Consider the following 19,197-nt stretch of genomic DNA (forward strand, 5'->3'; position numbering starts at 1 on the left):
ACGCCTATCCTCTTGAAAGGTCGATACATGCTGAAATCCCTGAAGCTTGTCGCCGCGGCAGCCCTGGCGCTCAGCGCGCTCACGCCGGCGACGAGCGCATCCGCCGAAGGCCTCATCCGCATCTCCCAGCAGTTCGGCACCCTCTACCTGCCGTTGCATGTGATCCGCGACCAGAACCTGATCGAAAAGCACGCCAAGGCGCTCGGCCTCGATGAAGTGAAGGTCGAGTGGGCGCAGCTTAGTGGTGGGGACGCCATCAACGCCGCCCTGCTCTCCGGCTCGATCGATATTGCAGCCGCCGGCATCGGTCCCTTCCTGACACTCTGGGACCGTACCGAGGGCGCAGTGAAGATCGTCGGGGGTTTGGCCAACCAGCCGAATTATCTCGTGACCAACAATCCGAATGTGAAGACGCTCAAGGACTTCACGGCCTCCGACAAGATCGCGCTTCCCGCGGTCGGCGTTTCGGTCCAGGCGCGCATCCTGCAGATCGCTGCGGAGAAGGAATTCGGCGAGGGCAATCAGAACAAGCTCGACAATATCACAATCACCCTGCCGCACCCCGACGCGACAGCGGCACTTCTTTCCGGTTCGACGGAGATCACCGCCCATCTCTCCAACACGCCGTTCCAGGAACAGGCGCTGAAGGACCCGAAGATCCACAAGGTCTTTTCCTCCTATGACGTGCTCGGCGGGCCGGTTACACCCACCTATCTCTACACGACCACCGCATGGCGCGAGGAAAATCCGAAGACCTTCCAAGCCTTTTTCGAAGCGCTGAAGGAAGCGGGCGCCTGGATCGAAGCGAACAAGAAGGCGGCTGCCGAAACCTATGTCCGCATCGAGAAATCCAGGCTCGATCCGGCTTTTGTGCAGTCGCTGATCGAATCCCCAGAAAGCAAGTTCACGGTCGTTCCGTCCCGCTCCTATGTCTTTGCCGATTTCCTGCACCGGACCGGCGCCATCAAGAAGAAGGCCGAGAGCTGGAAGGACTACACGTTCGAGGAACTGCATAGCGAAAGCGGAAGCTGACCCCATGCTGGCACGCAATCCCCTTCCGACCGCGGTTTTCGAAGTCAACCGCCTCGTCCTCGACTACCCGACCTCCGCCGGGACCGTGCGGGCGGTGGACGACGTCTCCTTCCGTGTCGGGGAGGGAGAACGGCTCGTGCTTCTTGGTCCTTCGGGCTGCGGAAAATCATCGATCCTCAAGGCGGTGGCGGGCTTCCTGAAGCCCGCTTCCGGCGCGATCAGGGTGCGCGGCCGGGAGGTCAAAGGTCCCGGCCCGGATCGCATCGTCGTCTTTCAGGAGTTCGACCAGCTTCTTCCCTGGAAGACCGTACGCCAGAACGTCGAGTTTCCGCTGCGCATGGCAAGCAGGCTCACGAAGGCCAAAATTCGCGAGCGCACCGAGGCAACGCTGAAAAAGGTTGGTCTGGAACGGGCGCTCGACAGCTACCCGCATACGCTCTCCGGCGGCATGAAGCAGCGCGCCGCGATCGCTCGTGCGCTTGTCACCGATGCGGACGTGCTCTTGATGGACGAACCCTTCGCGGCGCTCGACGCCCTCACCCGCACTCAGCTTCAGGGCGAACTCCTCGATCTCGCGGAAGAACTCGGCTTCACGCTGCTCTTCGTCACCCACTCGATCGAGGAGGCGATCCTGATCGGCACGAAGCTGCATCTTCTAAGCCCGCATCCCGGCCGGACCATCACCAGCCTCGACACGCATGAATTCGGCCGCGAGGATGTCGGCAGCGCCCGTCTCGAATCCCTCTCGCGCGAAGTGCATGACCTCCTGTTCTCGCCACATGCCAGAAAGGGAGTTCCCGAACATGTCTGACCTTTCGCTGACCGGCGCATCCGAGAAATCGCAGACCTGGATCCGCCTGCGCGATTTTGCCTGGAATTCGGCGGCCGTCCGCAAGGTGCTGGTGCTGGCGCTTCTGGCACTGGTCTGGGAGCTGTCGGCTCGCTACGGCGGCAAGCCGATCCTGTTTCCGACCTTCACGGCAACCATGGCCGCCCTTTGGGAAGCGCTCACCTCGGAGAACCTGCTTCTCGCCTCCTGGGCGTCGCTTTCCGTCCTTCTTAAGGGATATGTGATCGCGGTTCTGCTTGCCTTTGTCATCGTCTCGCTCGCGGTCGCCAGCCGCTTCGTGCGAGAACTGCTGCAGACGCTGATCTCGATGTTCAATCCGCTGCCGGCGATCGCGCTTTTGCCGCTCGCCATGCTCTGGTTCGGGCTCGGCGAAAAGAGCCTGCTCGTCGTGCTCGTCCATGCCGTGCTCTGGCCTTTCGCGCTCGCTACCTTGACTGGTTTCGAAAGCGTGCCGGAAACCCAGCGCCTCGTCGGCCGCAACTACGGCCTGCGCGGACCGTCCTATGTCTTCCGCATCCTGATCCCGGCAGCGCTTCCTTCCATCCTTTACGGCATGAAGATCGCCTGGGCGTTTGCCTGGCGCACGCTGATTGCCGCTGAGTTGGTGTTCGGGGTCAGCTCTTCGGCGGGCGGGCTCGGCTGGTTCATCTTCCGCAACCGCAACGAACTCTTCACCGACAAGGTGTTCGCCGGTCTCGCCATGGTGATCATCATCGGCCTTCTGGTGGAAGGCATCCTCTTTCGCATCGTCGAGAGCGTCACGGTCCGCCGCTGGGGCATGCAGCGCTGAGAGCGGCTGTCAATCCGCAATCGGCACGATCTGCGCCGGATCGATCTGCAACCAGGCGGGCGTGCCGACCGGAAAGACATCCGCCGGCGGCGCGGCGACGCGGAACTGCAGGTCTCCATCGCGCGACTGGAAGACATAGTCCCAGGTCTCGCCGAGGAACGAGGATTGCTTCACCGAACCGGGCAGGTTGATCGCCTTGTCCTTCGCGACTTCGGTCGCAGAGAGCTTCATCGCCTGCGGCCGGATCGACACGGTGATAGGCCCGCCACCCGTTACCTCCTCGCCGATCATCCCGAACGGTACGCTAAAGCCCGCAAAGTCGATCATGTTGTTGCCGCGGTTGCCGGACAGGAAATTGGTGCGGCCGATGAAGCTCGCGACGAAGCGTGTCTTCGGACGGCTATAGAGCGCGTAGGGCGTGTCGATCTGTTCGAGCCGGCCATTGTTCATCACGGCGATGCGGTCGGAGGTCACCATGGCCTCGCCCTGGTCGTGGGTGACGTAGACGGATGTGATCTTGAACTCGTCATGCATGCGCTTGATCTCGAAACGCATCTCTTCGCGCAGGTTTGCGTCGAGGTTGGAAAGCGGCTCGTCGAGCAGGAGCACGGCGGGGCGGATGACGACGGCGCGCGCCAACGCCACACGCTGCTGCTGGCCGCCCGAAAGCTCGGCCGGATAGCGGTCGGCGAGATGGCTCATCCGCACCGTTTCCAACACGGTGCCGACGCGGGCCCTGACCTCTTCCGCCGGCAGCTTGCGCAGGTTGAGGCCGAAGGCGACGTTCTCGGCCACCGTCATGTTCGGCCAGATCGCATAGGACTGGAAGATCATCGACATGCCGCGCTTTTCCGGCGGCACGGAACCGGAGGGCGCGGACAGGACCTTGCCGTCGAGTTCGATCGAACCGGACGTCGGATCGATGAAACCGGCGATCATCCTGAGCGTCGTTGTCTTGCCGCACCCGGACGGCCCGAGCAGCGAGACGAATTCGCCAGGCTTGATATGAAGGTCGAAATCGAGAACCGCATCGACGGCCCCGAAACGGCGACCGAGTTTCCTGAGGACAAGTCCGTCCATATCAGCTCCTCCTCAACATGAAGTCGCGGCCGAGATATTTCATCCCGAGAGCGACAACGGCAACGATGATGATCAATAGAAGCGAACCCAGCGCCGCGAGCTTTTCGAGCTCGCCTTCCTCACTGAGATCGAGCAGAACGACGGATACGACGCGCGTTGTCGGTCCGACCAGGAAGATGGCGGTCGAGAGTTCCTGCGCCGCGGGCACGAAGATCAGCAGCCAGCCGCCGGCAAGCGTCCGCTTCAAGAGCGGCCCGACCACATGCCGGATCGCCGTCGTCCGTCCGCCGCCCAGGATGCGCACCGCCTCCTCCATTTCCGGATGGATGCTGCGCACGCCGGCCGAACTGGTGGTAAACGCAATCGGCAGGAACCGGGTGATGAAGGCGAGCGCCAGGATCATATAGGTGCCGTAAAGTGCTACCGGCGGCAGCGCATAGGCCGCATAGAAGCCGATCGCCAGAACGATGCCCGGCACGACATAGGGCGACACCGCCAGGAAGGCCAACACGCCGGAGAACGGCAAAAGCTTGCGCTGTACGATATAGGCGATGAAGAGGGCCAGGACGATTGCCACGGTGGCGGCCGCGATGCCGAGGCCTACACTGCCGATCAGCGCCTTCTGCGAGCTGGAATGCTCGAAGAGCACGTAGTGGAAATTGGCCAGCGTGAAGTTGTCTAACGAGAAGCCCGTCGTCCAGGACTGCGAGAAGGCTGCAAGCAGGAGCACGAAGAGCGGCATGATGACGGCCAGCGACACGACGATCATGCAATAGGCGAACAGCACCCAGCGCCATTTGCCGAGCTTGACGATGCGTCGCTCGCCGCCCTTGCCGCTCACCGCGACATAGCCCTTGCGGCGCAGGATCAGCTTCTGCAGGCCGAGCAGCGCGGCAGTGATCAACAGAAGCGGGATCGAGTAGGCGGCCGCCACTTCGAGCCTGAGCGGGAAAGAAAAGAACTCGGTGAGCTGGATCACCACGACGGGATAGCGTGCGGGAATGGAGATCAGCGCCGGCACGCCATAAAGTGCGATCGCGCCGAGGAAGGAAAGAAGCGCCGCCCCGATGATCGCCGGCATGACGAGCGGGAAGGTCACCTTCATCGCCGTCTTGAACGGTCCGGCACCGAGGATGTTGGCGGCGTCCTCCATTTCCGAGTTGATCATCTCGAAGGCGGAGCTGACCAAAACGAAGACGAGGAAGAAGCCGCCGATTGCCGTAACCAGCACCAGGCCACCGAAGGAGAAGACGTTGACCAGCGGTTCGGTGGCACCGGTCAGGCTCTGCCAGATTTTGTTGATCCAGCCGGTATTGGGGCCGGCCAGCAGAATCCAGCCGACGCCGGCGAGATAGGGCGGCATGATGAATGCGCCGAAGACGCTGTAGCGTACGAAGTTGCGACCCGGCATGTCGGTGCGGGTGCAGGCCCAGGCGAGCGGCACACCGAAGAGCAGTTTCAGGACGACGACGCAGGCGCCCATCTTCAGCGTGTTGGTCAGCGCCGTGATGTGCCGCTCCTTGCCATAGGCCTCGACATAGTTATGCAGCGTCCAGCCGCCGGTCTTGGCGTCGGTGAAGCTGGAGACGACGAGCGTCCACATGGGCGCGATGATCAGCACCACCAGGATGCCGGCGAGAAAAAGCCAGAGCAGGTTGGCGGGCTGCAGCCGCTGATGCCAGGGCACGCGCACCTTCGCCTGCTCGTCCTTCGACCAGCTCATCGCATCGGTATCGGAAACACTCGTCATTATCGGCGCTCACTTCATCACTGGAGACGTCGGGACCCGGGCATGTCGCACGAGGCACAAGCGGAGGCCGGCCGGGCCGGCCTCCGGATCAGGCTCATATCCCGAACGTGTCGCGGAACTTTTCCTGGATGTCCGGCAGCTTCTTGATGCCCTCGGAGGTTTCGACCGACTTTGTCGTATAGCTGTCGAGCGGTCGCATGCCTTCCGCCAGCGGCACGCCGGCCCGCAGGGGATAGCGGTAATCCTTGGCGAAATACTCGGCGATCTCCGGCCCGAGCAGGAAATTCTCGAAGAGCCGCGCGGCATTCGGATGCGGCGCGTCCTTCATGATGCCGGTCGCGGACGGCGGCAGCAGCGCGCCGTCGGTCGGATAGACGACCGCAATCGGCGCCTTCTTCAGGATCGAATCCGACAGGATCAGCGGCAACGGTGCCAGCGCCACCTTCCGCTCGCCCGAGACGACGAGATTGTGCCCGTCAGCGACCGAACGGCCGATCTGCGGCGCATTCTTCTCGAGCTTTTCGAAGAAATCCCAGCCATAGAGGTCGTTCATCAGGATAGTCCAGAGCCCGACGCTGCCGGAGAAGCTCGGATGGCCGATCGCAACCTGTCCCTTCCATTTGGGGTCGGTGAAGTCGCTCCAGTTTTTCGGCGCTTCCGCCTCGGTGACCAGCTTGGTGTTGTAGGCGATCACCAGGGGCGAGACGCCGGAGGTGATCCAGTAGTTTTCCTTGTCCGCCATGTCGCGGAGCACCGGAACCATGTCCTTGAGATTTTCCGGGGCATATTGGGCAAGCGCCCCCTGCTCCTTGAGCTGCAGCATCTGGCCGTCGTCATTGGTCGACATCACGTCTCCCTGAACGGCGCCTGCCTGCAGTTCCTGCACGAGCCGCTGAAAGATGACCTGGCCGGAAGCGCGCACGACATTGCACTCGACGCCGGGATAGCGCTTCTCGAAAAGATTGCACATGCCGTCGGCAAATTCGGTCGTCGTCTGCGAAACATACCAAGTGACGGAGCCCTCCTTCTTCGCAGCCTCATAGAGCTGCTTTTCCGAGTCCGTCATTTCGGCTGCACCGGCTATGCCGGCAGCGAGCATAAGCGCCGGCACGATGCCGGCCATGTGTCTGAAGACATGCTTCATGATCTCTCCTCCCGTTGAACCGGCGGTTGCCGGCAATGAGCTCGACCCTCCCGAGCTTAAAACTCATGCATTCCCTTTTGCTCTTGTGACCCTGGAGATGTTTCTCCTCATCATTCCCCGGGAATCAGTTGGCGCTCGACCGGCCGCATCAGTGCCAGGAAATCGCTGAAATATTCACCTTGGATGACCACGTGGTTGCGCATCGCGTCGCGGGCGCGGGCATCGTCGCGGGCGCGGATGGCCGCAAGCACCTCCTCGTGCTCGGCAAGCGAGCTGTTGACACGGCCCGGCACCCGCAGCTGCAGGCGTCGATAGGGCTTCAGCCGCCGCTGCAGCGCATAGGCGTTCTCGGCGAGAAAACCGTTGCCGCTCGCTTCGTAGATCAGCCGGTGGAATTCGGCATTGGCGTAATAATAGTCGTCCGAATTGCCGGCCTCTTGAGCGGCCGCGCAGGCGGCTTGCGCCTCCTCGAGGCGTTTCAGCTGTTCCGGACGGATGCGCCGCGCCGCAAGCCGCGCGCACATGGCTTCCAGCTCGCCCATCACCTCGAACATCTCGACCAGCTCGGTGATCGTGAGTTGGGCGACGAAGGCGCCACGGTTCGGCACCATCTTCACGAGCCCCATCGTGTTGAGCTGGATCAGCGCTTCACGGACCGGTGTGCGCGATACCTGATGCCGCGCCGCAAGGCTTGCCTCGTCGAGCCGGTCGCCGGGCGAATAGAAGCCGGTGACGATATCCTGCTCGATCGCGTCGCGAACGCTGGGCTTGCCCTGTTTTCCCTTCGGCAGCACGTTCATGGATGCCTACCTTGCCGATGCGGCCGCATGATGCGGCGCCGGCTGTTTACTGTTGCCCTTTCGCTCCTCCAGATAACGCACGGCGGAAATCGCCGCCGTCACGCCGTCCCCCGCCGAGGCTGCCAGATGCGCCACCGAACGGGCGCGGATGTCGCCTGCTGCAAAAATACCCGGCACCGAGGTCTGCATGTCGAGATCGACGACGATCCGGCCATCCGCCGCAAGCGCAACGGCATCGCCGAGAAAGGCGGTATTCGGCTCCAGCCCCACATAGATGAACACGCCATGACAGGGGATTTCGCTGGTCAGCCCCGTCGAAAGGTCGCGGACGGCAAGCGCGGTCACACCGTCTCCGCCGCGGATTGCCTCAACGACCGTTTCCAGCCGGATTTCAATGTTCGAAGCCTCGCGGGCTTTCGCCTGCAGCGCTGCACTCGCCTTCAATCGCGGACCGCGATGAATGACGGTGACATGCGAGGCATGGGGGATTAGCGCCAGCGCCTCGTCGAGTGCCGAATCCCCTCCGCCGACGATGCAGACTTGCCTGCCGCGCATCAGCGGCCCGTCGCAGGAGGCGCAATGGGAAACGCCGCGGCCTTCGAATTCCGCCTCGCCCGGAATGCCGAGCGCACGCTTGGCGGAGCCGGCGGCGACGATCACCGTGCCTGCCGTGAGATCAAGGTCGGCTCCGGCAATGCGGAAGCCGCTTTCCGTCTTCGAAAGGGTGTCGATCGTATCGAGCGCGAATTCGACCCCCGCGTCGTCCGCCTGCATCTGCAGCATGGGGCCGAGTTCGAAACCCGACATGCCTTCGGAAGGTCCCGGAAAGTTATCGATACGGTCGACATTGATCACCTGGCCGCCGGCGCCGAGCATGTCTATCACGATGGTGCGCGCACCATGCCGGGCTGCCGTAATCGCGGCGTTAAGGCCCGCCACGCCGGCGCCGACGATCGCGATGTCGTAATCGTTCGCGTTCATGGTCACCGCCATTCGTCGATGGAAACGGTCGTACGGTGATGCGCGCCGTAGATCTGCCAATAGCCGTTCGACTCGCCGCCCACGACGACCACATTGATGTCCTGTTCCCGGAAGACATGGACGAGCTGGTCCTTGCCGGCCTTCAGCTTGCCGGCCATCGGCTCCTCACCGAAGGTGGCACGCGGGTAGATATAGTTCTGAACGAGCTGCAGATCCCAATAGCGGCCGGCAGGCATCTGAGCCGTCTCGTAGATGAAGTGCAGCAGGTCCTGCTTCTTCACGAAGCCGCCGCGATCGATGAACTGGTGAGCGCAGATCGGGTCGAGCACCAGGACCGGTGCAGTGATCGCATCCGTGCCGAGCAGCATGTCACGTACATGCTCGCGCCAGTACTCCTTGCGAAGTCCGAGGCTGAAGGTCGTCGAACGGCAGCCGTGGAAGAGGCTGACCGCGCTTGTCTTTGCCTCGAAACCTTTTTGCACGTGGAGCGGCTCCCAGGGGCTGCGCTCCTCGTTCTCTGCGAAGGTCAGGTTGTTGTAGGTATAGTTGTTGCCGAGCGATCCCATAAAGGTCTCGCCTGGAACAGAACCGCCCTGCAGGTTCTGCGACAGGAGCCCGAAGGCACGGCCGATCGTGGCATTCGCGTGGCTGTAAGGACCGAGCGCGCCGACGCCGCAGTTCATGCCGATCTCGCCTCGGATCGGTCCGTTGACGACGGCCATGGCCGCCGCCGAGCTGGAGGTCGATCCGCGTGCCGTGATCTGCGCTGCCGCAAGCGCCAGGATCACCGGGAAATATTCAGGCCTTGCGCCCGCCATGACGGCGTTCACGGCGACCTTCTCGACCGTATACTCCCACAGGCCGCGATTGGTCGTCGGCTGCATGTGGCCGACCACTTCGTCCGGCTTGCGGCTGGTCCCGGCCAGCATGTCGGCCACGCGGGCGTCGGTCGGCAGGATGATCGGCAGCTTGTCGGTCCAGTTGTTGCGCAGGAAAAAGGCTTGGAGGTTCTCCTCCGTGTCCGGGTCGACATGGCGTGGCGTGATGCGCTCGAACTGGGCGTCCTCAGCGCCCGCTGCGAGGCCGATGGTCAGGGCCTCGATGATTTCCTGCATGACCGGCTTGCCGTTGACCGGGTCGATGCCTTCCACATAGGCGCGCAGCTCTTCCGCCGTCTTGCCCATGACCGGCTGCGGCACGAAGACGAGCGGCTGCTGGGAAAGCCCGCCCATCTTGGCGACGGAGCGCACCACCTTGTCGAACTTGTCCGTATGAATGGCGACGGTCGGCACGCCGTATTTGGTCTCCAGCGTGATCGCATGGGTCGTGACCGCCGGTGCGCAGGTGCTGCAATGACCAACGCCGATGATCGCGGCGTGACCGTTCGCCTTGATCTCTTCCCAAAGGGTCGGATCATCCTTGGCATAGGTGCTCGCGAGCTGCCGGATGCGCACCTCGACCGAAGGCATGTTGCGGGCAAACCAGGCCTCGACCTGCTTCAACAGTTCGACGGAATCATCGAAGCGGCTGTCGACGAGATAGACGACGTTGCCATCGAGGCTGGCAGGCCGCGCGGCGGGCTGCTTGCGGCTCACCTTCGGGGGATAGCCCATCGGATTATGAACGGTGACAAGCGGCTGTCCGCTCTCCGGCTTGTTCTGCTGCAGCATTTCACTCCTCCTCGAAATGCCCTGCACTAGTATGCAATCTATAGTCCACGCGTATACATGACTCGTCAAGCCCTAAAATCAGGCAGGCTTATTTTGCCGCCTCCGCGGGCTCGAATGTACCGGCGAACCGGTCGCGCAATATATTTTTTTGGACCTTGCCCATGGTGTTGCGCGGCAGTTCGGCCATAAACGCCACTTTCTTGGGGCGTTTGTAACCCGCGAGCCGGCCGTCGAGCGCCCTTATGACGTCCTGTTCGGTGAGTTCGGCGCCCGATTTCGGCACGACGGCGGCAATGATCCCTTCGCCGAAATCCGGATGTTTGACGCCGAAGACGGCGCTTTCGGTGACGCCCGGCAGGGCGTCGATCTCCATCTCCACCTCTTTAGGGTATACATTGTAGCCACCGGTGATGATGAGATCCTTGCCCCGGCCGACGATGTGGACATAGCCGTCCTGGTCCACCTTGCCCAGGTCGCCGGTGATGAAGAAACCGTCCTTGCGGAATTCCGCAGCGGTCTTTTCCGGCATCCGCCAGTAGCCTTGGAATACGTTCGGCCCGCGCACCTCGATCATGCCTATCTCTTCGACGCCGAGCCGGGCACCGGTTTCCGGATCGGCAATGCGGATCTCAACGCCCGGCAGCGGGAAGCCGACAGTGCCGGCGACCCGTCGCCCGTCATAGGGGTTCGAGGTGTTCATGTTGGTCTCGGTCATGCCGTAGCGCTCGAGAATGGCGTGGCCGGTCCGCTCTTCCCATTCCTGATGCGTCTCGGCGAGCAACGGCGCCGAGCCCGAAACGAAAAGCCGCATATGCGCGGTACTGTCGCGATTGAGGCCGGGATGCTGCAAGAGACGGGTATAGAAGGTGGGCACGCCCATGAGCGTCGTCGCCTGCCGCATCGCTTCCATGATCTTGTTCGGATCGAATTTCGGCTGGAAAATCATCGCGGCGCGCGAGGCAAGCACCACGTTCGTCGCTACGAAAAGACCGTGAGTGTGGAAGATCGGCAGGGCGTGGATCAGTACGTCCTTCTCGGTGAAGCGCCAGCTTTCCACCAGCGATCGCGCGTTCGACAGCAGATTGTCGTGGGAAAGCATCGCCCCTTTGGAGCGGCCGGTCGTGCCGGACGTATAGAGGATAGCGGCGATGTCGCTGCCGCCGCGGGAGGACGTTCCGGCGATCGGCGCGGCGACAGCCGCCGCATCGGCAAGCGTTCCGCCGCCGGCCGGATCAAGCGTCAGTGCCCTGGCACCCGCTGCCTTTGCGATCGGCTCCAGCGCGGGAAGTTTTGCAGGATCGCAGACGAAAATCGCGGGCTCGGCATCGTTCAGGAAATAGTCGATCTCCGCCGGCGTATAGGCGATGTTGAGCGGCAGATAGATGCCACCGGCGCGAACCGTCGCGAGATAGAGCGCCAGCGCCGCAACGGATTTTTCCGCCTGGACGGCAACCCGGTCGCCAGGCTGCAGGCCTGCTTGAAGAAGCGCGCCGGCAAACCGCGCGCATTGATCCGCGAAGGCACGATAGCTGACGGCGCCAACGGTCCCATCCTTCAGGAGCAGGCGATCCTCCCGCTCGAGCCGGCCAAGCAGCGCATCGTAGAGATTGCCAGCCATCAAAACACCTCCTGGGATACCGGTTGCGCCAATTTCCGCAGCGCCGGCATCGCTGCGATATGGCCGCTTTCGGCGTAAGCCTCATGATTCTTCTCGATTTCACCGAGCCTGTAGCGATAATTGACCATCAGCCCGTAGGATTGCCGCATGCCTTTGGCGGATCGGTCGCCCAGGAAATTGAGGCGCTCTATCTGCGCTCCGTTGCCGAGATGGAAACGCGCCACGGGGTCCGCCGGCCGCCCATTGCCCCGCCGGACATTCAACAGATAATGCGCCCCGAGCGGCAGCATGACGCGGCGGATTGCATCAAGTTCGCGCTCGTCGGCGGACGCCCAATCGCCTTCCAGCCGGGCAACGAGGCGCTTCCTTTCTTCCCGAATGTCCTCACCGTCATCAAAACGGCTCTCGTCGCGCAGCCAGGCGCCGAAACCCGGAATGGGAGAAAGCGTCACGAAATTGTCGAGCTTCGGCAGGTCGCGTTTCAGATCGTTCACCACTTGTTTGATGAGGAAATTGCCGAGCGAGACGCCCGTCAGGCCGCGCTGGCAGTTGGAGATCGAATAGAAGACGGCGGTCGTCGCCTGCTTCGGATCCATCGGCTCACGATCGCGCGCCAGCAGTGCATCGACGGAGGAGGCCAAATGGTCGGTGAGCGCGACTTCGACGAAGATCAGCGGCTCATCCTCCAATTGCGGATGGAAGAAGCCGAAGCAGCGGCGATCAGGTGGCGCCAGCCGCCGGCGCAGATCATCCCACCCGTCGATGTCGTGCACGGCTTCGTAGCGGATCAGCGCCTCCAGGATGTTGGCGGGCGTGCTCCAGTCGATCGAGCGCAGCATCAGGAAACCCCGATTAAACCATGAGGAGAAGAGGTGGCAGAAATCGAGATCGACCGGCTGCAGCGCCGGTTCCTTACCGAGCATGCCCATCAGGTGTTCACGCATCTCGACCAGCGTCGCGGTGCCGCGCTTGGCAAAGTTGATGCGCCGGAAAAGCTCCTGCCGGCGCGGCTCGGCGGCTTCGTGCAGCCTGGCGATGTTCTGCGCGCTTGGTTCCGTCTGATAGGCCGCAACGGCCGCTTCAAGAGCCTTGGAATCGGGACCGAAACGCTCCAGCAACGCGCGCATGAACCCGTCACGGTCCGGGCCGCTCGCCTGCCGGTAGGCTTCCAGGAAGGCTTCCGCCAGGATCGCACCGGAAACTTCGCCGCGGCGCGAGAGGATCATTTCGGCCAGGCCGACAAGGTCGCGATTCTGCATCGGCGACGACGTGAGGCCGAACAGGGCCCGGCCGCGGCCCGATAACGACTGGATCAGCTCGCCGATAAAAGGAGGAGCATCCCACCAGCCAAAAACGGGTTCCCTGCTGCTCATCTTCTTTCTCCTGCCCTCCCTTGCATACAGCAGATGGCTGATCGTATGCAAGTCGAAACCGGGCTTCAACCTTGCTCGGCTGGCATAAGGAGAATTCTGCGGATGGTCTCTTCGTTTATGCGCCTATCGCTATAGACCAGCGGCACATATTCGCCCCTCGACCACGTTTCGGCCAGGTCGCAGTAATGTGGCGAGCGAGGGTCGCCGGACTGTCCCGGCGTGTTGATGCAGACGCTGTTGTCCCAATCGCCGACATCCATGACGAGCCGCACTGACGCGCCGGCATTGACGCCGAAATCGCCCATCCGGTAGCCCGCATGCATCGGCGTCGATCGGCTGCCGCCCAATGGCAGCGGTCCGACGTTCCAGTCCCCAACGTCCTCGATCTTGGCGCGGCTGGTGGCGTGCTCAAAGAGCGCCCGGTGCAGATTGCCCCAGCGCCAGCCGGCGGGATCGGTGCCGAGCCGAACCTCACAATCGGCAAAGCCTACCGACAGGGTTGCAAGCAGCATTGCGTCGCGCTCCACCTCGGCCCAAACCTTGCCGGGTTCAGTCAGAAGCGCGAGCATGCGGTCGACATCCCCCGGCAGCAGCAATTGGCGCACGGTCGGATTCGGCGCGAACTTGGTGAGCAGCGCCGGCCGCAAGTGCTTCATCCACCAAACTTCGAAAAGCGCGGCCGTCGCGCTTGTGGCCTCCAGCCGGTGGTCCCAGCCTTTGAACAGAGCAAGCGCCTGTTTCTGCCTTTCATCGAGCGGGTGGCGGGCGGCGACCTTCTCCAGCACGCCGCAGATCGTCGCTGCGGGACGCGAATAGGTATCCGTCTGCAGCGCCATCGAACCCTTCAGCGTGTGCTTCGGATCGGCGGCGAGTACGGACTTGATGCGCCGGGCGCGGCTGATTTCCGCCCATTCATGGCCGATCGAAGGCGCCTTTGGGTCGCGGCCGGCCGGCAGGTTCATCTCGTTGGCGGAAGCGACGAACCCTTCGGCCGGATTGTAGCTGCGCGGCAGCTGGTCGGCCGGCAGGAAGCCGTCCCACTCATGAGAGCCGTGGCCGGGCACCGGCAGCAGGCCTTCCCAATTGTGGCGGACCGGCGTGAAGCCCGCCGTGAACCAGCCGATATTGCCTTCCACGTCAGCGATGACATGATTAACCGAAGGTGTTCCCCAGGCCCCGAGCGTCTCCGAAAACACATTCACCGACGTGCTGCGCATATAGGACAGGCTGCCGAGATAGGCGGCCGAGCCAGGCGACAGCCAGACGGAGCGCATGGCGATGACCTGCCGCTTCTTCGGGTCCTCGTGCAGGATCGGACCGTGGCGAGTGAAGGAGAGCGTCAGAGTCTGGTCAGCAAACCCCTTGACCTCGAAGCGCTCCTCCATGCGGGTGATCTTCTCCCAGCCGTCGCCGTAGCGGTACAGTTCCGGGTCGCCGTCCTTTGTCTCGTAGACATAGACGTCCTCCTGATCGGCGCCGAAGATCGTCAAGCCGAAGGCGATCTTCTCGTTGTGGCCGAGCGAGATGCCGGGTGCGGTCGGCTCGCCGGTGCCGATGGCGTTGAAGCCCGGCGCTTCGAGATGAACGAGATAGCGCAACGACGGCACGGCGTGCGCCCGGTGCGGGTCGCTTGCCAGAATCGGCCGGCCGGTCTCGGTGCGGGAACCATGGACGGCCCAGTTGTTGGAACCCTCCTCCGCGACACGCTGGATGATGTCGCCGAGATCGGTCACCTCGGTCCACGTCCAGACGTCGTCGAGCGTCGCGGCAAGCCGCGTCTTGTCGAAGGCGACCGGAGCGGTCGCGAGCTTGAAAAGGCGGGCCGCTTCGAGCGGAATGTCGGCGAGCACGATACCCTCGGCCGGCTTCGGCTGAACCGGTGGATCGATCTCGTAGCGCAGGAGATCGGTTTCGGCGTCGGCAAGCGCCATGATGTTGGCGCGCAGGATTTCCGAAAGCCCGTTGCGGGTCAGCGCATGGCTGCGGATACAAACGACGTCCGATGGCTGCCACCGGGAAGGTTTTGTGCCGAACACGGCGAATTCCGGCGGCAGGCGCCAAGGTTCGGCCTCGCAGAGCGCGACATAAGCGTTGATACCAGCGGCGAAGGCGGTGCAGATCGCCTCCGTGTCGGGCGCGTAGGCCGTCCATTCCGGCGCCATGTCGCCACGATAGAGGAAATGTCGCGCGGCATGGTCTTGCGCCAGGTAGCCGGGACCGAAATCGGCGGCGAGCAGGCCGAGGCCGCGCTTGCGCCAGAGGTCGAGCTGCCACAGCCGGTCGCGCGCCGCGTTGAAGCCCTGCAGGAAGAAGAGGTCCTTCGCGCTTTGAGCCTTAATATGGGGAATGCCCCAGCGGTCGATGCGAATCTCGGCCTCGGTATCTAGGCCGGCCAATCGGATGGTTTCGGTCGTCGGAGCATCGGTCATGGCATTCTCTAAGCGTAATGGCTCTTATGCGTGATGGCAGGCGACGCGCGCGCCATCGGCGCGGGGCGTCAGTTCCGGCCGCTGCCTGGAGCAGATCTCGGTCGCAAGCGGGCAGCGCGTGTGGAAGGCGCAGCCGGAGGGAATGTTGGCCGGGCTCGGCAGTTCGCCCCCGAGAATGATCCGTTCCTTGGAACGCTGCATGACGGGATCGGCTTCCGGCACGGCAGACATCAACGCCTTGGTATAAGGATGCTTCGGGTTGGCGAAGAAGGTGTCGCGGTCGGCCATTTCCACAAAGCGGCCAAGATACATGACGACGACGCGGTCGCAGATATGCCGTACCACGCCGAGATCGTGCGAAACGAAGAGGTAGGAGACGCCGGTGCGCTTCTGCAGCGCGACCAGCAGGTTGAGGATCTGCGCCCTCACCGAAACGTCGAGGGCCGAGACAGGCTCGTCGCAGATGACGAGATCGGGCTCGAGCGCCAAGGCGCGCGCGATCACCACCCGCTGGCGCTGGCCGCCGGAGAACTGGTGCGGATAGCGGTCCGCATGTTCCGGCCGCAAACCCACCTGTTGGAGAAGGGCCGCGACGCGTTCCTTCAGCTCCTTGCCTTTCGCCACGCCGCGCACGATCAGCGGCTCGCCGATCGTCGCCCCCACCGTCGAGCGCGGATCGAGCGACAGTGCCGGGTCCTGGAAGATCATCTGCACCTTGCGGCGGATGTCGTTCAGCTTCCTGCGGTCGGCGCCGACCACTTCCTCGCCGCTGATCCTGACACTGCCGGAGACAGGCGTCTGCAGGCCGACGATCGTGTTGGAGAGCGTGGACTTGCCGCAGCCGGATTCGCCGACCAGTGCCACCGTCTCGGCGCGGCCGATATCGAGATCGACGCTGTTGACCGCCTTCACCACCGGGCCGGCCTTGCCGAGGAAGCCGCCGCGACCGCCGAAATGCACAGCGACATCGCGGATTTCGAGGACGTTCCCGGTCTCGTGAGAATTCACGGGCTCACTCATGCCGCCACCTCGCGCACTTCCATCATGCGGTCGATGTGCCAGCAGGCCGAGCGATGGCCTCCGCCGCAATCAAAAAGCGGCGGCTGTTCCTTGCGACACCTGTCGGTCGCGAGCGGACAGCGATCCGCAAACCGACAGCCGAGCCCGAATTCGTTCGGACTCGGCACGGTTCCCTCGATGGTTGCCAGATCCGCCTTCGGTGTGTGATCGAGTTTCGGAACGCTGGCCAGCAGGAGGGCCGTATAGGGATGCTTCGGCTCACGGAAGAGCGCGTGCACGGGCGCGATCTCCGCGATACGGCCGGCATACATGACCGCCACATCGTCGGCAATATCGGCGACTACACCCATGTCGTGGGTGATGAGTACGATCGCGGTGCCGCGTTCGGCCACCAGCTTCTTCATCAGGTCGAGGATCTGCGCCTGGATCGTCACGTCGAGCGCCGTCGTCGGCTCGTCGGCGACGAGAACGCGCGGACCGCAGATCAGCGCGATCGAGATCATGATGCGCTGGCACATGCCGCCAGACAGTTCGAAGGGATACTGATCAAGTCGCCGCGTCGGGTCGGGAATGCCCACATCGACCAGCATCTGCCGCGCCTTTTCATAAGCCTCGGCCTTCGAGACGCCGTGATGGACACGATAGGCCTCGGCGATCTGCGCGCCGACCGTGGTCAGCGGATCGAGCGAGGCGCTCGGTTCCTGGAAGATAATGGAAATGTCCTTGCCGCGCGCCTTGCGGAACTGCCGCTCGGACATGGCAGAAAGATCGGTATTCTCCAGCATGATCCGGCCGCCTGCGCGGCGGGCTGCCGGCGGCAGCAGGCCGAGCATGGCATAGGAGGTCAGCGATTTGCCGCAGCCCGACTCACCCACCAGCGCCATGACCTTGCCCGGCGCCACGGTAAAAGACACGTCGTCGACCACCTTGGCGCCACCGATGTCGATGGTCAGCCGATCGACGGCAAGCAGCGGGTCAGCGGCAGCATCCATCGCGTCACACCTTCTCGGTGTTGCGCTCTGGGCGCTTGTAGTTGCCGATCGAATTGCCGCCGTCGACGGAAAGAACAGCACCGGTGATGAAGGCGGCCTTTTCCGAGCAGAGATAGGCAATCGCGCCCGGGGCATCTTCCGGCCCGCTGGAGCGGCCGAGCGGAATGTTCTTCAGCATGTTGATGACGTATTCGTCGGAAAGCTCGCTCACCTCGCTTCCCGGCGCGAAGCCCGGCTCGACGACGTTGACGCGGATACCGTACTCTGCAAGCTCCATGGCGAAGCCCTTGGACAACCGTTCAATCGCGGTCTTCGACGTGCAGTAGGGCACACCGTTCTGGGTCATCTTGCGGGCGGCGCCAGACGAGATATTGACGATCGAGCCTTTCCTGCCTTCTGCGATCATCAGCTTCGCCATCTCGCGCGACAGCACGAAGGGTGCGCGAAGGTTGACGCCGAAGACGCGGTCCCAATCGGCAAATTCCATGTCGAGCAGGCTGAAGCGGGTATAGATGCCGGCATTGTTGACGAGGATATCCGGCGCCTTCCATTCACGGCGCACCAGATCGACGAGTTCCAGCATGGAAGCATCACTCGTCAGCTCGGTCGCGTGCAGCAGCACTTTCGAGCGGTCGAGACCGAGCTCCGCCGCCGCTTTTTCCAGCCCGTCCATGCGGATGTCGCTGAGGCAGAGTTTTGCACCCTCCCTTGCGAAATAGGCGGCGATCCAGCGGCCAAAGATGCCGGCAGCACCGGTGATGACCATGGTCTTGTTTTCGAATTCCATAACAAAAAACCTCAACGTGTACGTGAGCGGGGGTCGATTTCGTCACGCAGCCAGTCGCCCAGCACATTGACGGAAAAGACGAGCAGGAAGAGGCAGACGCCAGGGAAAGCAACGATCCACCAGGCCCTTTCCAGATACTGGCGGCCGACGCTCATGATCGAGCCCCAGCTTGCGGCCGGCGGCTGGATGCCGAGGCCAAGGAAGGAAAGGCCCGCCTCCATCAGGATCATCAGACCGAATTCGGCGGTCGCGACGATCAGGATCGGACCGGCGATATTCGGCAGGATATGGTGGAAGAGGATGCGCGTCGCACCGGCGCCGGCAAGTTCGGAAGCCTTGATGAACGGCAGGTTGGAAACCTGCAGCGTCTGGGCATAGGCGACGCGGGTATAGCGCGGCCAGCGCGTGAGCCCCAGCACCAGCACCAGCTTGAGGAAGCCGGGGCCGAGAACCGCGACGGTCAGGACTGCAAGCAGGATCGCCGGGATCGACATCATGATGTCGACGAGGCGCATGATGACGATCTCGACCTTGCCGCGGAACCAGCCGGCGACCATGCCCAGTGTCACGCCGACCAGCGTCGAGACGACGACAGACATGACCGCGACCGAGAGCGACACACCGGCGCCATAGATGGTACGCGACAGGAGATCGCGGCCGAGGTCGTCGGTGCCGAGCCAATAGGTGACGCCGCGCAGCTCGAAGCCCGGCGGTTTCAGGCGAGCCAGCAGGTTCTGCTTGGCCGGATCGGCCGGCGCGACCCAGGGCGCCAGGATCGCGAGCATCACGATCACCAGGAAGATGATCGAGACGATGACGACCGAGATCGGCACGCGGCGAAGGCGCTGGCGAAAAGCGAGGACGGCTGTGTTCATGGGCTG

At 63.1% G+C, this 19,197-nt stretch carries 16 protein-coding genes; 3 read left to right on the forward strand and 13 right to left on the reverse strand.

The window, feature by feature from the left end; all coding sequences use genetic code 11:
* Nucleotides 1-27 precede the first annotated feature (27 nt).
* From ACMGE0_RS17590 to ACMGE0_RS17600, 3 genes are read left to right on the forward strand one after another with little or no spacing between them, the layout of a single operon-like run.
* Nucleotides 28-1,032 (forward strand): ABC transporter substrate-binding protein, encoded by a 1,005-nt coding sequence (locus ACMGE0_RS17590; RefSeq protein WP_436817164.1) that lies wholly within the window; start codon nucleotides 28-30, stop codon nucleotides 1,030-1,032.
* Nucleotides 1,033-1,036: 4 nt separating this feature from the next.
* On the forward strand, nucleotides 1,037-1,843 hold the full coding sequence (locus ACMGE0_RS17595) for an ABC transporter ATP-binding protein (protein WP_436817165.1): 807 nt from the start codon (nucleotides 1,037-1,039) through the stop codon (nucleotides 1,841-1,843).
* Nucleotides 1,836-2,672 (forward strand): ABC transporter permease, encoded by an 837-nt coding sequence (locus ACMGE0_RS17600; RefSeq protein ID WP_436817166.1) that lies wholly within the window; start codon nucleotides 1,836-1,838, stop codon nucleotides 2,670-2,672. The genes ACMGE0_RS17595 and ACMGE0_RS17600 overlap by 8 nt, the downstream gene beginning before the upstream one ends.
* 9 nt (nucleotides 2,673-2,681) lie before the next feature.
* On the opposite strand, the gene ACMGE0_RS17605 is transcribed toward ACMGE0_RS17600, so the two are convergent.
* The 13 genes from ACMGE0_RS17605 to ACMGE0_RS17665 all read right to left on the reverse strand — a co-directional run bounded on the left by ACMGE0_RS17605 (nucleotide 2,682) and on the right by ACMGE0_RS17665 (nucleotide 19,191).
* Nucleotides 2,682-3,752, reverse strand: coding sequence for an ABC transporter ATP-binding protein (locus ACMGE0_RS17605; protein WP_436817167.1), 1,071 nt, complete (start codon nucleotides 3,750-3,752; stop codon nucleotides 2,682-2,684).
* A gap of 1 nt (nucleotide 3,753) precedes the next feature.
* Entirely contained in the window at nucleotides 3,754-5,502 is a 1,749-nt protein-coding gene (locus ACMGE0_RS17610) for an ABC transporter permease (RefSeq protein WP_436817168.1), read from the reverse strand.
* 94 nt (nucleotides 5,503-5,596) lie between these two features.
* Nucleotides 5,597-6,646 carry an ABC transporter substrate-binding protein gene (locus ACMGE0_RS17615; protein WP_436817169.1) on the reverse strand — a complete coding sequence of 350 codons (1,050 nt, stop codon included), beginning with the start codon at nucleotides 6,644-6,646 and terminating at the stop codon, nucleotides 5,597-5,599.
* A 110-nt stretch (nucleotides 6,647-6,756) separates the two neighbouring features.
* Nucleotides 6,757-7,446: a GntR family transcriptional regulator gene (locus ACMGE0_RS17620; RefSeq protein ID WP_436817170.1), complete on the reverse strand. Its 690-nt coding sequence runs from the start codon at nucleotides 7,444-7,446 to the stop codon at nucleotides 6,757-6,759.
* A 6-nt stretch (nucleotides 7,447-7,452) separates the two neighbouring features.
* Nucleotides 7,453-8,427 (reverse strand): NAD(P)/FAD-dependent oxidoreductase, encoded by a 975-nt coding sequence (locus ACMGE0_RS17625; RefSeq protein WP_436817171.1) that lies wholly within the window; start codon nucleotides 8,425-8,427, stop codon nucleotides 7,453-7,455.
* Nucleotides 8,428-8,429: 2 nt separating this feature from the next.
* Complete coding sequence (locus tag ACMGE0_RS17630; protein ID WP_436817172.1) at nucleotides 8,430-10,097, reverse strand: UGSC family (seleno)protein; 1,668 nt, start codon at nucleotides 10,095-10,097, stop codon at nucleotides 8,430-8,432.
* Between the two features lie 88 nt (nucleotides 10,098-10,185).
* Nucleotides 10,186-11,715, reverse strand: coding sequence for a malonate--CoA ligase (locus ACMGE0_RS17635; RefSeq protein ID WP_436817173.1), 1,530 nt, complete (start codon nucleotides 11,713-11,715; stop codon nucleotides 10,186-10,188).
* Nucleotides 11,715-13,088, reverse strand: coding sequence for a malonyl-CoA decarboxylase (locus tag ACMGE0_RS17640; RefSeq protein ID WP_436817174.1), 1,374 nt, complete (start codon nucleotides 13,086-13,088; stop codon nucleotides 11,715-11,717). Before ACMGE0_RS17640 ends, ACMGE0_RS17635 begins: the two co-directional genes overlap by 1 nt.
* Nucleotides 13,089-13,153: 65 nt before the next feature.
* The gene (locus ACMGE0_RS17645) at nucleotides 13,154-15,517 is read right to left on the reverse strand and encodes a penicillin acylase family protein (protein WP_436817175.1); all 2,364 of its coding nucleotides are present in this window, start codon (nucleotides 15,515-15,517) and stop codon (nucleotides 13,154-13,156) included.
* Nucleotides 15,518-15,541: 24 nt separating this feature from the next.
* The gene (locus ACMGE0_RS17650) at nucleotides 15,542-16,537 is read right to left on the reverse strand and encodes an ABC transporter ATP-binding protein (protein ID WP_436817176.1); all 996 of its coding nucleotides are present in this window, start codon (nucleotides 16,535-16,537) and stop codon (nucleotides 15,542-15,544) included.
* Complete coding sequence (locus tag ACMGE0_RS17655; RefSeq protein ID WP_436817177.1) at nucleotides 16,534-17,529, reverse strand: ABC transporter ATP-binding protein; 996 nt, start codon at nucleotides 17,527-17,529, stop codon at nucleotides 16,534-16,536. The genes ACMGE0_RS17650 and ACMGE0_RS17655 overlap by 4 nt, the downstream gene beginning before the upstream one ends.
* A gap of 4 nt (nucleotides 17,530-17,533) precedes the next feature.
* The gene (locus ACMGE0_RS17660) at nucleotides 17,534-18,316 is read right to left on the reverse strand and encodes an SDR family NAD(P)-dependent oxidoreductase (protein ID WP_436817178.1); all 783 of its coding nucleotides are present in this window, start codon (nucleotides 18,314-18,316) and stop codon (nucleotides 17,534-17,536) included.
* An 11-nt stretch (nucleotides 18,317-18,327) separates the two neighbouring features.
* Nucleotides 18,328-19,191: an ABC transporter permease gene (locus ACMGE0_RS17665; RefSeq protein ID WP_436817179.1), complete on the reverse strand. Its 864-nt coding sequence runs from the start codon at nucleotides 19,189-19,191 to the stop codon at nucleotides 18,328-18,330.
* Nucleotides 19,192-19,197: the final 6 nt, after the last annotated feature.

This window comes from Neorhizobium descurainiae, from assembly GCF_051400715.1.
Taxonomy (GTDB): domain Bacteria; phylum Pseudomonadota; class Alphaproteobacteria; order Rhizobiales; family Rhizobiaceae; genus Neorhizobium.